Annotated in this window: 15 protein-coding genes; 13 read left to right on the top strand and 2 right to left on the bottom strand. The window is 34.5% G+C overall.

Annotated features, from left to right (window positions below; translation table 11 throughout):
• Positions 1-943 precede the first annotated feature (943 nt).
• The 6 genes from groES (at position 944) to K2F26_RS15075 (ending at position 7,148) form a co-directional block, all read left to right on the top strand.
• Positions 944-1,255: a co-chaperone GroES gene (gene groES, locus K2F26_RS15100; protein WP_096572532.1), complete on the top strand. Its 312-nt coding sequence runs from the start codon at positions 944-946 to the stop codon at positions 1,253-1,255.
• 162 nt (positions 1,256-1,417) lie between these two features.
• Positions 1,418-3,055, top strand: a complete 1,638-nt coding sequence (gene groL / locus K2F26_RS15095; protein WP_220608483.1) for a chaperonin GroEL — start codon at positions 1,418-1,420, stop codon at positions 3,053-3,055.
• Positions 3,056-3,231: 176 nt separating this feature from the next.
• The gene (locus K2F26_RS15090; RefSeq protein ID WP_220608482.1) at positions 3,232-3,642 is read left to right on the top strand and encodes a hypothetical protein; all 411 of its coding nucleotides are present in this window, start codon (positions 3,232-3,234) and stop codon (positions 3,640-3,642) included.
• Between the two features lie 12 nt (positions 3,643-3,654).
• Complete coding sequence (locus tag K2F26_RS15085) at positions 3,655-6,321, top strand: ParA family protein (RefSeq protein WP_220608481.1); 2,667 nt, start codon at positions 3,655-3,657, stop codon at positions 6,319-6,321.
• A 128-nt stretch (positions 6,322-6,449) separates the two neighbouring features.
• Positions 6,450-6,743, top strand: a complete 294-nt coding sequence (locus tag K2F26_RS15080) for a hypothetical protein (protein WP_220608480.1) — start codon at positions 6,450-6,452, stop codon at positions 6,741-6,743.
• Positions 6,744-7,148 (top strand): type II toxin-antitoxin system VapC family toxin, encoded by a 405-nt coding sequence (locus K2F26_RS15075; protein WP_220608479.1) that lies wholly within the window; start codon positions 6,744-6,746, stop codon positions 7,146-7,148.
• Between the two features lie 19 nt (positions 7,149-7,167).
• On the opposite strand, the gene K2F26_RS15070 is transcribed toward K2F26_RS15075, so the two are convergent.
• Both K2F26_RS15070 and K2F26_RS15065 read right to left on the bottom strand, forming a co-directional pair.
• Positions 7,168-8,046: a hypothetical protein gene (locus K2F26_RS15070; RefSeq protein WP_194055111.1), complete on the bottom strand. Its 879-nt coding sequence runs from the start codon at positions 8,044-8,046 to the stop codon at positions 7,168-7,170.
• 267 nt (positions 8,047-8,313) lie between these two features.
• A complete protein-coding gene (locus K2F26_RS15065) occupies positions 8,314-9,186 on the bottom strand; it encodes a ParA family protein (protein WP_220608478.1) in 873 nt (290 codons plus the stop codon).
• A gap of 344 nt (positions 9,187-9,530) precedes the next feature.
• On the opposite strand from K2F26_RS15065, the gene K2F26_RS15060 reads away from it, so the two are divergent.
• The 7 genes from K2F26_RS15060 (at position 9,531) to K2F26_RS15030 (ending at position 15,219) form a co-directional block, all read left to right on the top strand.
• The gene (locus K2F26_RS15060; protein ID WP_220608477.1) at positions 9,531-10,451 is read left to right on the top strand and encodes an SPL family radical SAM protein; all 921 of its coding nucleotides are present in this window, start codon (positions 9,531-9,533) and stop codon (positions 10,449-10,451) included.
• Positions 10,444-11,733, top strand: coding sequence for a photosystem II assembly protein (locus K2F26_RS15055; RefSeq protein WP_220608476.1), 1,290 nt, complete (start codon positions 10,444-10,446; stop codon positions 11,731-11,733). The genes K2F26_RS15060 and K2F26_RS15055 overlap by 8 nt, the downstream gene beginning before the upstream one ends.
• Positions 11,734-11,773: 40 nt before the next feature.
• Positions 11,774-12,637 (top strand): urease accessory protein UreD, encoded by an 864-nt coding sequence (locus K2F26_RS15050; protein ID WP_220608475.1) that lies wholly within the window; start codon positions 11,774-11,776, stop codon positions 12,635-12,637.
• A gap of 88 nt (positions 12,638-12,725) precedes the next feature.
• Positions 12,726-13,028 (top strand): urease subunit gamma, encoded by a 303-nt coding sequence (ureA, locus tag K2F26_RS15045; protein ID WP_220608474.1) that lies wholly within the window; start codon positions 12,726-12,728, stop codon positions 13,026-13,028.
• A gap of 44 nt (positions 13,029-13,072) precedes the next feature.
• Positions 13,073-14,242 carry an AAA family ATPase gene (locus K2F26_RS15040; protein ID WP_220608473.1) on the top strand — a complete coding sequence of 390 codons (1,170 nt, stop codon included), beginning with the start codon at positions 13,073-13,075 and terminating at the stop codon, positions 14,240-14,242.
• Positions 14,239-14,895: a DUF4276 family protein gene (locus K2F26_RS15035; protein ID WP_220608472.1), complete on the top strand. Its 657-nt coding sequence runs from the start codon at positions 14,239-14,241 to the stop codon at positions 14,893-14,895. The genes K2F26_RS15040 and K2F26_RS15035 overlap by 4 nt, the downstream gene beginning before the upstream one ends.
• A gap of 18 nt (positions 14,896-14,913) precedes the next feature.
• Positions 14,914-15,219 (top strand): urease subunit beta, encoded by a 306-nt coding sequence (locus tag K2F26_RS15030; RefSeq protein WP_194055105.1) that lies wholly within the window; start codon positions 14,914-14,916, stop codon positions 15,217-15,219.
• Positions 15,220-15,282 lie beyond the last annotated feature (63 nt).

Here is a 15,282-nt window from a genome sequence, read left to right as displayed (position 1 = left end):
GGCTAATAGCTGTCGGGACTACTTAATTTACATCACCTGCCTAATTGTTTGATTATCTCCCTCAATTAATTTTGACTGGGAAATAAAAAAACAGGCTTGGACTTGTGCTCAGTGTCTTACCAGGGCTAGGGTGTCATGTTGTGGAATTTCACCAAAACTATTGATTTATATCATTGACTATGAAGGCGTAAAAATGGTTTATTTATGCCTGTTATAGCCTATATATGACTATAAATCAATTAATTTGTGTAATACCAAACCGCATCTGGGTAAACTCCCATTATCTATCTAGAACAACAAATACGCAAGCGGTTGGTTGAGGTTTAGAAGATGCAAATAAGAAGAATCTCACACGATGGTTGAGATGTCCACACTTTGAGTCACAGTTTCCAGCATTCCCAGATGACATAGCTAGGAGGTTTTTAGCCCAGAGTATCTGTTTGGTAAGAACCAGCAGAAACCTGTGGAGGAAAAAGAAAGCCAATCTTAGCGCGTCCACATATTACTTAGGGCTTGAAGTTCCACAGCTTTAGTAGTTCTGGGGATTGGATGGCTGTTTGGATGGCGGTGTTAACTCACTGTATTGTTACTCATTCAGCGGCTCCCTGTTTACAGTTCTATAACAATTTCCCAGGTTTGGAAATAAAGTTGTCCATATAAAAATATTCACTACCTACGCAACAGAACCCGACAACTAAAACAATTAGGTATTTATGCTCTGGTGACTGGTGATTGGTGATTGGTAATTGGTAATTGGTAATTGGTGATTGGTAATTGGTAATTAGGTTATTCATCTTCCCCAGTCCCCAGTCCCCAGTCCCCAGTCCCCAGTCCCCAGTCACCTGTTCGGAAACCCGTACAGAAAAGATTGTTGCCATTTGTTGTTGATTTTCGGTAGATTAGCACTCAGGAGTTGAGAGTGCTAACTCTGGAGAAAAAAATTATGGCAGCTGTATCTCTAAGCGTATCCACAGTTAAACCTTTAGGCGATCGCGTTTTTGTGAAAGTGACCGCCGCTGAAGAAAAGACCGCAGGTGGTTTGTATTTGCCCGACACCGCTAAGGAAAAACCCCAAGTTGGTGAAGTAGTAGCCCTTGGACCTGGCAAGCGGAATGATGACGGTAGCCGTCAAGAATTGGAAATTAAAGTCGGTGATAAAGTGCTGTACTCCAAGTACGCTGGCACTGACGTTAAGCTCGGCACTGACGAATATGTATTGCTTTCTGAGAAAGACATTCTAGCAGTAGTCAGCTAATTGAGTGATGAGGGGTCAAACAATTCAAAGGTCAAAAGTCAAAATTTGGATTTTGGATTTTGGATTTTGGATTTTGGATTGATATCAAATCACACCCCACCTCAAAACTGAAAACAGAAAATTGACAACCAACAAATAACCAATTCCAGAATTATACAGATTATGGCAAAGCGCATTATTTACAACGAAAACGCCCGTCGCGCCCTTGAGCGTGGTATTGATATTCTGGCTGAAGCTGTTGCTGTCACCCTTGGTCCCAAAGGTCGTAACGTAGTTTTAGAGAAGAAATTTGGCGCTCCTCAAATCGTCAATGATGGTGTTACCATCGCTAAAGAAATCGAATTAGAAGACCATATTGAAAATACTGGCGTGTCTTTGATTCGCCAAGCTGCTTCCAAAACTAATGATGCTGCTGGTGATGGTACAACCACAGCTACCGTTTTGGCTCATGCAATTGTTAAAGAAGGTTTACGGAACGTAGCTGCTGGCGCTAATGCGATTCTGTTGAAGCGCGGTATTGATAAAGCTACTGCTTTCCTAGTAGAAAAAATTGCTGAACACGCTCGTCAAGTTGAAGATTCTAAGGCGATCGCTCAAGTTGGTGCTATCTCTGCTGGTAACGATGATGAAGTCGGCAGCATGATCGCCCAAGCTATGGATAAGGTGGGTAAAGAAGGTGTAATTTCCTTGGAAGAAGGAAAGTCCATGACCACCGAATTGGAAATTACCGAAGGTATGCGTTTTGATAAGGGTTATATTTCCCCTTACTTCGCTACCGATGCAGAACGGATGGAAGCGATTTTTGATGATCCTTACATTCTGCTCACCGACAAGAAAATTGCTTTGGTACAAGATTTAGTACCTGTACTTGAGCAAGTTGCACGTCAAGGTAAACCCTTGGTTATTATCGCTGAAGATATCGAAAAAGAAGCTTTAGCAACCTTGGTTGTTAACCGTTTACGCGGTGTACTCAACGTAGCTGCTGTAAAAGCTCCTGGTTTTGGCGATCGCCGCAAAGCGATGTTAGAAGATATCGCAGTTCTCACCGGTGGTCAAGTTATCACTGAAGATGCTGGTCTGAAGTTAGAAAGCACCAAGCTAGATGGTTTAGGTAAAGCTCGCCGCATCACCATCACCAAAGACAGCACCACCATTGTGGCTGAAGGTAACGAAGCTGGTGTTAAAGCTCGTTGTGAACAAATCCGCCGTCAGATGGAAGAAACCGAATCTTCCTATGACAAGGAGAAACTGCAAGAGCGTTTGGCTAAATTGTCCGGTGGTGTAGCTGTGATCAAAGTTGGTGCAGCAACCGAAACCGAAATGAAAGATAAGAAGCTGCGCTTGGAAGACGCTATCAACGCTACCAAAGCTGCTGTAGAAGAAGGCATTGTTCCCGGTGGTGGTACAACCTTAGCTCACCTCGCTCCTCAGTTGGAAACCTGGGCTAACAACAACTTGGCTAATGAAGAGTTGACTGGTGCTTTAATCGTTGCTCGTGCTTTACCTGCTCCATTAAAGAGAATTGCAGAAAACGCTGGTCAAAATGGCGCTGTCATTGCTGAAAGAGTGAAAGAGAAAGACTTCAATATTGGTTTCAACGCTGCCAGCAACGAGTTTGTTGATATGTTGGAAGCTGGTATTGTTGACCCTGCTAAGGTAACTCGTTCTGCACTGCAAAACGCTGCTTCTATCGCAGGTATGGTGTTGACAACTGAGTGTATTGTTGTTGATAAGCCTGAACCTAAAGATGCTGCTCCTGCTGCTGGTGCTGGTATGGGTGGCGGAGATTTCGATTACTAATATCGGTTTCTAGTTTGAATGATGGCCGCTTCCGTTGGGGGGCGGCTGTTTTTTTTATGTCACGCAGAGGCGCAGAGGACGCAGAGAGGAGGAAACTAAGAATAAATAAGCAATTTATCGTAAAATCTTGTTTTAAGAATATACTGATCAAGCTTAAATTTTGAGTTTAATTAGGTATGGAAGATTACCAAGCAGCTTTTTTTGAACGCCATACTGATACTGAGATACTATATAGAAAGGAATTGGAAAGAAGAGTAGCCGCTATGCACTTTGGAGGTATTACCATTGAGTGTTTATTAAAAGCAATTATTTGTAATACTCTACCTGGAGGTGCAAATCAGACTTTAATCACACATAGCTATACAGAGCTTCTAAAAAAACACAATAAACTTAAATGTAGAGTTGATAATAATTTACAAGTGAGAAAATGGTTATATCAAGTCGAGAATCCAATAGGGCAACATTTTATAGATATGCGTTATTCTAGTCTAAAGCCTGAAGCTCTAAATGAGCAAAATTACAAAGACTGGTTATATGCCTATCAGAGTCTCATAACTTGGTTACATAAGCAAATTACTCAACTTTAAAGAGGTGATGAAATGCAGGAAAATTGGCAGTTTTTACTCAAGCAGGAAATCGTAAATCAATATGTACATAACTCCCAGGAATGGGTTGATATCAATATTTCTACATCAGGCTTATTAAATTTAACTATTGTCAGTAATGCTTTTTTGAGTTTATCTATTCCCCAGCGTAAAGAACAAATTTTTAATTTACTTAAATCACAAGTTCCTCATTTATCTCCTGGTTTTCTATCTCTATATACACCTCAAGAAGCAGATTCACTTAATATTTCACCGCCAGAAATTTCTGATATAACTTTAATCCAAACCTGGCAAGATTTAGCCATTCAAGCAGCAAACCCACAAAATCAATTAAATTTTCCTCAACGTCAACCTAGTTTACCTAGAACAGTTACATTTTATTCTTTTAAAGGTGGAGTAGGACGCACTACAGCATTAACTCATGTGGCTTGGATTTTAGCATTAAGAGGACGTAAAGTTGTAGCTGTAGATTTAGATTTAGAAGCACCAGGATTAAGTACAGCATTTAATCTCAACCCACAGCCAAAATATGGAATTGTTGACTATTTTTATGAGCGTTCCTATTTACCAGAAGGCGTAGATCCAAGTATTTTAATTACTCACATATTTGGTGAAGTGAGAATACCAAATGCTACGGGAAGATTATTTGTTGTTCCTGCTGGTTGTTTGAGTCTTGACTATATTTCTAAAGTTGATGATCTTCATGCTACCACTGTTATTGATGGTAATGAAAATTTATGGTCTGTTTTCAAACGAGAGATTTATGAACAGTTAAAACCTGATGTTATATTAATTGATTCTCGCACTGGAATTAATCAATGGGGTGCTTTATCTTTAATTCAAGCTGCTGATAAAGCAATTATATTTCTTTTCCCTAATGAACAAAATAAACAAGGTATAAAATTACTATTAAATTCACTAAATACCTTAGAAAATCTATCCATCAACTTTGTATTCTCTGCTGTTCCGGACGTTACAAAACTTGATAAAGTAAATGAAATTTATCAATCGTTTGTAAATGAAATAAAAATAGCCATAGATGAAGAATCTGAAATAGAAGATAATGAACAAACAGAAATATTAGAACTTTTAGTAATTCCCTATCTTCAACCTATTGCTTTAGCTGATAATTACCCTGTCAGGGCTTTATTAGATTACTATAATAAAATTGTCAATTTGATTGATGAAGAAACCGACGAAATTGAAAGAACAAATATTTTAACCAATTCAGAAACACGCTGGAAAATTATTGAAAGTTTACACTTTCCTGAAGTAAATGCTGCGGATCAAAGACAGGATTTAAGCTTACTATTTCAGCGTACAAATGATTTTGATAAATTTTTGGATAATGCAACTTGTTTAATTAGAGGCAGAAAAGGAACAGGTAAAACTGCATTATACTGGCTATTTCTTAAACATGAAAATTTTGCTAAAAAACTAGCTCGTGGTAGATTAGATAACACTATATTTATATCAGCACATGGTAGATTTAAAGAAAGTCGTCCATCTCGTGATGACTTTCAGATTATTCATCAGCGTTTACAGGAAAATAGTGGCACTTGGGAAGCATTTTGGCGAGCTTATTTATTACTCAGATGTTATCAAGAAAATTTATTTACCTTCCCTAAAGGAAAGAAAGGCGAAAAATTTACTCCTATCAAATCACTTTTTAATAATCTACATCCAGAACTATGGCAAGCTGAAAATACTAATGCTTTGTTAGAATTATCTACATCTGAACTACGGCTGATAGTTAAAGATGCTATCAACATTATTCTTCATGAAGAATATAAAAATAAATCTCAGAAAATTTGGTTTCTTTATGATGATTTAGATGAAGATTTTTCTGAAGCGGGAGAAGTAAGACAATCTGCATTATCGGGATTATTCCAGTTAGTTCAATCTTGTGATGCTAACAGATTAACAGAAATTAGATTTAAAATTTTCTTGAGAGAGGATATATGGAATCGTTTAATTTTTGATAATAAGAGTCATTTTACTGGACGTGATCTGATTTTACAATGGAATAGGGTTGATTTTTTAAGACTAGCTTTGCGTCAAGTAATACAATCACCTGATTTTAAGAATTTGGTAGATAGGTTTTCTCCTATTGCTGTGGAAAGTATAGATCAAGCTAGTGAAGAAATAATTGATAAAGCCTTAGAATTACTTTGGGGAAGTCGTCGGAGAAAAGGAGACAAAGCTAAATATGTATCTCGATGGGTTCATGCAAGATTAACCGATTCTAGTGGTACTACCTTTCCTCGCAGTTTAAGCATTTTATTAGCAGGTGCAAAAGAGCAAGAATTAAGTTATCAAGGTAAATCATCAATTCAAACACCAACAGATCGTTTATTACGCAGTAAGTCTTTAGAAATTGGATTGCAGAAAGCCTCAAAACAACGATGTGATGAAATTAAAGAAGAATATCCTCATCTTACTCGATTTTTTGATTCTCTCAAACAACAATCAGCTTTTTTAGCTAAAGAAGAATTATCTACTCTATGGGAAAAATCAGCACAAAATATAGCAGAATTTGAAGAATTTGCTTCTTTTTTAAATGAAATTGGTGTGATTGCATGGCGAGAAAGAGAAAAAAGATATAAAGTTGCTGATATCTATGTTTATGGATTTGAAATGATCAAAAAAGGTGCTGTATAGAAATATTTTGATTTCTATCAATTCACAGTCACACGAAAGTTAATCAATTGGACTATCAAACATATTATCAATGTTATAATGATGATATATCTTATCCAAAAACCATATAATTTTCAGGAGATTAAACCATGACTCAAAGTATTAACCAACAATCCAATTATCAAAAATTAACTGCAATTGTTAACAAATTAATTGACAATAATCCTCTTTACCTAGAAAATCTCAATAGACAAGAAATGATTGACAATATCAATCGTAATTTTGATCCCGCATCTGTCCCTGATGTCAACAGCATTTCCGAAGAATCATTAACTAAACGAATTAAAAGTATTTTATCCTTACATTTAGTCTCAGGAATGCTGAATGATCTTACTCCAGAACAAATGCAAATTTTTGATGAATCTGTAAAGCGTGGTAGTTAAATGGGTTATTTATTAGATACAAATATTGTTTCTGCATCGCTCAAGCAAAATTTACAAGTCGCATTAAAAATTACAGAAATGCGTCGTCGAGGTGAATTGATTGCTATTAGTGGTATAACTTATTATGAAGTACAAAGAGGACTTTTAAGAAGCAATGCCACTAAAAAATTAGCTTTGTTTGCACAATTTTGTCAAGATTATCCTGTGTTATTTTTAGATGATTTGAGGATTTTTCAAAAAGCTTCAGAAATTCATGCTGATTTAACAAATAAAGGTAAAATTATTCAGGATGCAGATATTTTGATAGGTGCTACTGCTATTGTTCATAATTTAATTTTAGTTTCTCATGATTCTGATTTAACTAGAGTTAAAGATTTACAGTTAGAAAATTGGTTAATTTCTTAGTTAAGAAAGAAATAAAATCTTACTTATTTTCTGCTAAGAGTGCAGTCAGATTTTCTAAAATCTCATTTTCTTCTTTTCTCACAGCTTCCAATCTCATCAACAGCTTTGTTATTTCTTGCTTTGTATCTAAACTGATATTATCAGCAATTGCATTATTCAATATCAAACTATTATCTTCTGATTTTCTAATTTTTAACCCAGAAAATAATAACTTAGATATCTTCTTAAACCCAAAAGAAAACATTGCATAAATTAACTTGAGAGGAGTTTTCAAGGTAAATAACAAACCTTGATCCAATATTTTACTAAATAATTGAAAGATTTTCCAGATTATATAAATACCTAAAAATATCATGAAAGCAGTAATAACAGGATGATTAACTGCTAACGTTAATAATTTCATTATCCAAGAAAGTGTAGGATGATTATTAATCCAAGTTGTCATAGCATCCCATTGATGATTGAAAAAGTTATCAATAGCACTTTCCATTGCGCTAGAAACTGAATTAGTTAAATTTCCTGCTTGTTTAGCAGTTTCAGTAATACTGTCAACAGCTTGGTTTTTTACTTCATTGACATTATCAATTACACTGGATGTAGTTGTAGTGAAATTATCTTTAGCTTGAGTTACTGTTTCCGTTATTTTATTAACTACTTTTCCTGTAGAATCACTAACTGTAGTTGCTACACCTTTGACGGTTTCAGTTAAAGATTGATTTGTTTTTTCTGCTGTTTCTGACAAGCTATTTAATGATTTATTAGTAACTTCTGTCAGTGTATTAACTGTTTTTCCTGTTGTGTCTGTGACAAAGTTTTTTGTATTTTGCCAACTTTGGGAAACTGTATCTGTGATGGAAGATAAGATGCTAGTATTGATTATGTTTATTATGTTTACCATAATGCAGTTATCGGATTTGTTTTAATGATTACACATTAACATAAGTTTAATATGCAACGGATAAATTTTGTAAATCTGTAAATATATCTAAAAAACTTAATAATTAATTATGTTTTGTATGATTTAGTAGTGTAGGTAGTATCTAAGTTAATTAGATCCAGATTCCCGACTTCTGTTATTTATTGTGTCCATAAATGATAAATTTATCTCAGAGTCGGGGATATTATCGCCTCACCTGAATTATGATGAAGCACCCTATTTTATTACCTACAATAAACTAGCCATGAGTGGTGTATACATCACACTATTATCAACTCTGTTCATAAATTCTTTAGCTAATTCTATCATGACTTTATGGGCATCACCATATTTTTGTTTATAGGTTAATTGATGATTAAAATCCAAACCTTCAGCTATTTTTGATCTTTCTGGTATTCTTGTGGCAAAAGTTGGTGGAAAGAAAGGATTCACAATAATAAAATTCAAGTTGTGGGTTTGAGAAACAGTGCAGTTATAACGGGAAATTAAAGTACCAATGGGACTAATTTTATGGTCATAATCTTTTTTAAATTGGGTAATTTGTTCTAATAAAAGTTCTAAACCATGAATTGACATCCGGCTAGGTACACAAGGAATTAAACAAAAATCACTAGCAAAAAATGCACTTTTAATTACATTATTAATACTAGGCGGACAATCTATTAAAATGTAATCGTATTTTTCTATTAAAGGATTGATAATGTTATGTAAAATTGCCACTGCATTGGCTGGTAAATATTCCTGAACTTCAAATAATCGGGGACTACTAGGAATTAGATGTAGACAATTAAAAGAGTTTTTATTTCTGAGATTGGAAACGTTTTCTTTAACTATGAATTTTTCACTATTACCCTTTTCTAAAAAGTAATCGGCGTTTTTTAAAAGAAAGGGTAAAGTCAATCCTTTTTGATTATATTGCCATTCCCAATCTTCTTCTGACATCATGGCGCTGGTTAGGTTACTCTGGGGATCTAAGTCAATAGCGAGTATCCGTTTACCACACATTGTATCGCCGGCTAAATATTCTGCTAAGGCCATGACGATGGTAGTTTTGCCAACTCCACCTTTGAGGTTGCAAACACTGATTACTTTAGCTGTCATAGTTTTTGGTAGATGGATGCATTAGGGGTATATAATTATATTGTTGCCTGAAAGTGTGCAAAATTAACAATTACAAGTCATATTACAGCACATTTTATCTGGATGAAGTACACAAGGGCGGGCAGGATGCCCACCCCACAAAATTTATCCTAGTAAAATATGTACTTCATTTACTGGCAATATACTGTATATATCCAAGATGACAAACTACCATTCAAAGAATATTTGTGTAATTAGTAATAAGTAGAATTTAAGTAAATATACGTTTGTAAAAAAGTTAAATTTAAATTTAAAGTTATGTAGAATATGAATATACTGTATTTTAGCTGATAGTAAGTTTAAATATGGCAAAACTACAGGATAAAATTTATCAGGAAACAAGACCAAACAGATTTGTAAATGAACAGTTTGGTGATACCAATGTTTATTCTCAAAATGCTAAATCACTACTAACAAAAGCAACTGGTTTTATTGCTGCTTATGATTTTACTCTCAATCCTTATCGTGGCTGTCAATATGGATGTAGTTATTGTTATGCTGCGGCATTTAGTCCAAATACTCAAATGCGACAAGATTGGGGTAAATGGGTAATTTATAAAGAAAATGCGGCTGATATTTTGGAAAAAGAATTAGAAAAATGGTCTATAAAAAATCCGTACCAACCTCCCAGAATTTATATGAGTAGTGTGACAGATCCTTATCAACCTTTGGAATCTAAACATCAATTAACTCGTAGTTTATTAGAGGTGATGCTTGACTATCGTCCAACTTTGGTAATTCAAACCCGTAGTCCCATTATCACTAGAGATATTGATTATTTACAAAGATTTCAAAGATTGCGAATTAATATGAGTATTCCCACTGGTAGCGAAGCAGTGCGAAAGGATTTTGAACCACGTTCACCTAGTATCAAAGCTAGATTTAATGCTATCAACAAAATCAAACAAAGTATTGATGAAAGTAAGGGTTTTATACCGAAAATTTCTATTACTGTTACACCATTGCTACCAACTTTAGCAAAGGATGAAGATGAATTTATTGAAAAATTAGCAATTGCTGATAGGGTGGTAATTCAAGATTTCCATAAAAGTGATAGTCGCTCTCTTGTAGCATCAACTCGTCAAGAAGCTGAGGAATTTAAGCATAAATATAGTTGGTGGTATAATAAGGGAAAATACAACTATATGAGATTTCAAGAAAAATTATTTTCTCAACTTTCAGGAGTAGAAATAAAAGAAGGAAAAGATGGTTTTGGTTATGAGTAATATTTTACTAAATTGGTGGCGCAGTCAGCAGTTTAAATCAGCTTTACAGCGGGGTGATATCGGAAAAGCAATTTCCATATTAAAAACTATTCAAAAATCTGGTGCAAGATTATCATGGACTGAAAAACTATTCAGAGATAAACTGCTACTTGAACGTAATAACCTTGATTATAAAAAGGAAATAGCTAGTTTAAGTAAGAAATTTCAACAAGCATCACAACAAGCAGAAAATCTACAATTAATACCAGATTCAGAATTTATTCACTACATATACCAATCGTTTAAACTGATTGAACATGATGAATATAAAATCCAATCTACAGGAATATATCAACCAATATTTGATGATTTAGAAAATCAACTTGTGGAATATTTACAAACAGAATTTAGTAAAATTCCTGAGCAACAACTATCTATAAGATTAGAAGATGCGTTGGAGGATATTAATAGCTTAAAAATTGGACAAGACCCAGACTACCGTTTTATTCTGACTCCTCATGTCTATTTTATGAAATATTTTTTAGAAAATGTTTACTGTCTATATTTAGCCTGGTTTTTAATTTATCAACATGGTTTACTTCCTACAAAATTTAATATTTTGGATATTGCAGCAGGTCCGGGAACAAGTGCTTATGGTTTAGCTTTGTTATTTCAAAGTTTTAGTAACTTTTTTGAGATACCACAAATGCACGTATCTTACTATTCTTTAGAAAAACAAGATGCTTTCCAATATCGTGGACTTCAGTTTTGGCGTAAATATATTGAGTCACGAATAACCCCTGTCAATACTTTCTTTCGCTTTGTGACTTCTGATATATTTGATTTGGATGTAAAATCTAGTAATATACCTCCAGATTTTTTTGATTTTATTGTTATATCTCATTGTTTTTTTGCTGATCATTCAAAAAGAAGTGCTGCTAACAGTATCTATAAACAAATATTTGCTAATTGTTTGAAAAATCAAGGATATGTTTTGTTAATTGTTCAAAACAAGAAGTTGTTTAAAGCTTACAATTCTGTGCAATATGAAAATCAAGAACAAGAAAAAATTATCGTCAATAAATTTATAGCGGAACTTGATCTAGAATTAGTTTGGTATAAATATCTAACTTCTACTGCTTTAAGAAAACCTTTAACTGGTTCTGAATTTGCTAAATTTGCTCGAGAGAACCTAGCCAAGCAGTTATCTATGACTCCCCTGCTACAAAAATATTTGGGACAGAAGTATCACACTAGCTATACATTAGACGATTATGTGATCTTGGCAAAAAAATCATGCTAAATTACAGGTAAAATCAGTTAAAATTTTACTCTATAAATAAATGGCCCCTAACACCCAAATAGATACCCCAATAAATAAAAGTTGGCATGGTAAACTTCATTTAGTCTATGCTAAACGCCAAGATTCTACACAATTAATTTACGACTACAACCAAGCACCTTTAAAAATTCAACGTCCTTTTTATCCAGAGGGTGAAAAAATATGTCATAGTGTGATTTTACACACTGCTGGGGGTGTGGTGGGAGGCGATCGCCTATCTTCTCAAATTCATTTACAAGCAGATTCCCAAGTTTTAATTACTACCGCTGCTGCTAGTAAAATCTATCGTAGCAACGGGTTACAAGCACAGCAAACAGTGAATATTCAAGTTGATGCTGGTGCTTGTTTAGAATATTTACCCCAAGAAACAATTTTATTTAACGGCGCTGTTTATCGGCAGGATTTAAGGGTAGAATTAGCTACAGGAAGTAGTTTTTTAGGGTGGGAAATTACGAGATTTGGTAGAAGTGCGAGAGGAGAAAAATTTGTACAGGGAGAGATGCGATCGCACATAGAAATATGGCAAAATAATCAACCATTGTGGATTGATAGACAATATTTACCCGGTAGGGAAGAAATATTTCACAGTCCCCACGGTTTAGCAGGAAAACCCGTTATTGGTAGTTTTGTGTGCGTTGGTATTCCCATATCTCAGGAAATTATTCAACAAGCACGTTCTTTAATTAGTCACAACTCTATCAATAACTCTGATGCTGGGGTAACTCGTTTAGAACATGGATTTTTGTGTCGATATCGTGGTAATTCTACATCTGAAGCAAGAAATTGGTTTACAAATATTTGGCAAAATTTACGAATATCGTTGTTAAATCGTGGTAATTGTATTCCTAGAGTTTGGCAGATTTGAAAAAGCATTCAGCCGTCAGCTATCAGTTATCAGCTATCAGCTATTAACTAAAGGATAAAAGATAAGAAGAAATATAGAGGAAAAAACAATGCAACTAACACCGCAAGAAAAAGATAAATTATTAATATTTACTGCTGCTTTGGTAGCTGAAAGAAGAAAAAATAGAGGATTGAAATTAAATTATCCTGAAGCGGTAGCTTTTATTTCCGCTGCGATTTTAGAAGGTTCAAGGGATGGACAAACTGTAGCAGAATTAATGAGTTATGGAACAACTTTATTAACACGAGATGATGTGATGGAAGGTGTACCAGAAATGATTCATGAAGTACAGGTAGAAGCAACATTTCCTGATGGTACAAAATTGGTGACAGTGCATAATCCTATTAGATAGTATAAAAAGAGTAATAAACGACAAATGATCCATCAACAAACAATATGAGATTAAAATCAATAAATATTCAAGGTTATCGACCTTTCAGGAATTTTGCAGCACCATTAGAACCACTAGAAATTATTGTTGGTGCAAATGGTGCGGGAAAATCAAGCTTATTTGAATTTCTCAAATTTTTACGAGATAGTCTTTTTCAAGATATACCTCCAGAAATAGTTCCTGGTTCTATTGGACAACGCATTTTTCATATTCCGGGACCAGAAAAATTCCAATGGGATATTGAAATTGATACAAGTCGTCCCATTGGGATTAGATATTTAGGAGAACTCATAGGTCCAGTTGGTAGAACTCAGGTTTCCTATGAACGAGTAGAATCATCTCAACCTTTTAGCGATAAATATAGTAATCCATACATATATATGGATATTCAAGGTAATAAAGGAGTGGTACAAAATCCTGATACTAAAAAATTTACACAGCAAGAAATCGCCTTAAAACGACCTAATCAACTTGCTTTAAGTGCAATGACAAATCCATCATTAGAAACTTTATATAACTTACGTGACTATATTAGAGAATGGAGATTTTATAGTTCATTTAATATTGCTAATGATAAAATTCGGAAATCAGTACCCATTGAACAACAACCAATTTTACATGAAGATGCAGGTAATTTAAGTTCAGTTCTTTTCTCTTTAATGACTGAACATATAACAGCATTTGATGAACTACAACAACATTTACGTTCTGTCATTCCTGGTTTTAAAGGTTTAACAGTAAAAGCAAGAGGAGGACCAGGAGAAGTCATAGCTTTTTGGCAAGAATCAGGAGTTGATCAAGAATTAAGTTTAGCTGATTTATCAGATGGAATTTTGCGTTTAATTTGTTGGATTTGTTTATGTGTACAACCAAATCCACCATCTTTAATTTGTATTGATGAACCAGATCAAGGTGTACATCCCCGTACACTTCCGGTTCTAGCTGGTTTATTTGAAAAAGCATCTGAACGCACACAAATTTTATTAGCAACTCACTCATCTTATTTTCTCACACAGTTTGATATTTCTCAAATTGCTGTACTCAGAAAAGAAAAAGGGGAAGCAAAATTTATTAAACCTAGAAATTCTCCAGTTTTAATTGATATGCTTGATGATTTCGGTTCAGATGAAATAGAACAATTACACCGTAGCGATGAACTAGAGAGACTTCCATGAGAATTTTAGTTTATGTTGAGGGGACATCTGATAAATCAGCAATGGAAGCATTACTAGCACCATTAATTGAAGAGAAACTAAACCAGGGTATAAGTATTGAATTTTTTGCTGTTAAAGGTAATGATAATAGTAGAGGTGGAGATGCGAAAAAGGATTTATTAACTCAAACTCCAATTAGAGCAGTGAATATTCTGAAAAATCAGCCAGATTCAACTGTAGTTATTATACCTGATTTATATCCTAAAAATAAAGGGTTTCCTCATGAAACCTGTGCAGAATTAGTACAAGGAATATTCAAGAATTTTGAACAAGCATTATACCGCAAAGGAATTAATGATCGCCGATTAAAAGAACGATTAAAAGTGTTCTGCTTTCAGCATGATTTAGAAGCATTAATTTTAGCTGCTGAAAGTGAATTATCAAGTATACTTGGCATTAATAATATACCAAAAACATGGACAATCCCAGTTGAAGACCAAAATCATGACATTCCACCTAAAAGAATAGTAGAGGAGATATTCAAAAAATATGGTAAAACCTATAAAGAATCTATAGATGCACCAAGAATTTTAGGAATTGCTAGATATCAAGATATAGCAGAACTATGTCCACAAGCTTTTAAACCCTTTGTCCAATTTTTAGAAAATTTGTAAATTAGGAAAAATCAAGTTATGATCCCCGGAGAAATCATTACCCCAAATGCAGAAATCGAACTCAACGCAAACCGTCCCACCACTAAATTAATAGTAGCAAACACCGGAGACAGACCCATACAAATTGGTTCACACTTTCACTTTTACGAAGTCAACAACGCCCTACACTTTGACAGAGAAAAAGCGCGAGGAATGAGATTAGACATCCCCGCAGGAACAGCAGTCAGATTTGAACCAGGAGACGAAAAAGAAATCACCCTTATTCCCCTAGTTGGTACACGCCAAATCTACGGATTCAACAACAAAATCAACGGAAAACTCTAAACCTCTCTCTTAAACCTCTCTCTTAAACCTCTCTCTTAAACCTCTCTCTTAAACCTCTCTCTT

Origin of the sequence: Sphaerospermopsis torques-reginae ITEP-024, from assembly GCF_019598945.1 — a bacterium.
GTDB lineage: Bacteria > Cyanobacteriota > Cyanobacteriia > Cyanobacteriales > Nostocaceae > Sphaerospermopsis.
The sequence above is the reverse complement of the archived record's forward strand: the minus strand, read 5'-3'. Positions and strand labels throughout refer to the sequence as shown.

Bases quoted from the DNA above. Each gene is read 5' to 3' on its own strand.
- groES (WP_096572532.1), top strand. From the start codon at position 944: ATGGCAGCTGTATCTCTAAGCGTATCCACAGTTAAACCTTTAGGCGAT.
- groL (WP_220608483.1), top strand. From the start codon at position 1,418: ATGGCAAAGCGCATTATTTACAACGAAAACGCCCGTCGCGCCCTTGAG.
- K2F26_RS15090 (WP_220608482.1), top strand. From the start codon at position 3,232: ATGGAAGATTACCAAGCAGCTTTTTTTGAACGCCATACTGATACTGAG.
- K2F26_RS15085 (WP_220608481.1), top strand. From the start codon at position 3,655: ATGCAGGAAAATTGGCAGTTTTTACTCAAGCAGGAAATCGTAAATCAA.
- K2F26_RS15080 (WP_220608480.1), top strand. From the start codon at position 6,450: ATGACTCAAAGTATTAACCAACAATCCAATTATCAAAAATTAACTGCA.
- K2F26_RS15075 (WP_220608479.1), top strand. From the start codon at position 6,744: ATGGGTTATTTATTAGATACAAATATTGTTTCTGCATCGCTCAAGCAA.
- K2F26_RS15070 (WP_194055111.1), bottom strand. From the start codon at position 8,046: ATGGTAAACATAATAAACATAATCAATACTAGCATCTTATCTTCCATC.
- K2F26_RS15065 (WP_220608478.1), bottom strand. From the start codon at position 9,186: ATGACAGCTAAAGTAATCAGTGTTTGCAACCTCAAAGGTGGAGTTGGC.
- K2F26_RS15060 (WP_220608477.1), top strand. From the start codon at position 9,531: ATGGCAAAACTACAGGATAAAATTTATCAGGAAACAAGACCAAACAGA.
- K2F26_RS15055 (WP_220608476.1), top strand. From the start codon at position 10,444: ATGAGTAATATTTTACTAAATTGGTGGCGCAGTCAGCAGTTTAAATCA.
- K2F26_RS15050 (WP_220608475.1), top strand. From the start codon at position 11,774: ATGGCCCCTAACACCCAAATAGATACCCCAATAAATAAAAGTTGGCAT.
- ureA (WP_220608474.1), top strand. From the start codon at position 12,726: ATGCAACTAACACCGCAAGAAAAAGATAAATTATTAATATTTACTGCT.
- K2F26_RS15040 (WP_220608473.1), top strand. From the start codon at position 13,073: ATGAGATTAAAATCAATAAATATTCAAGGTTATCGACCTTTCAGGAAT.
- K2F26_RS15035 (WP_220608472.1), top strand. From the start codon at position 14,239: ATGAGAATTTTAGTTTATGTTGAGGGGACATCTGATAAATCAGCAATG.
- K2F26_RS15030 (WP_194055105.1), top strand. From the start codon at position 14,914: ATGATCCCCGGAGAAATCATTACCCCAAATGCAGAAATCGAACTCAAC.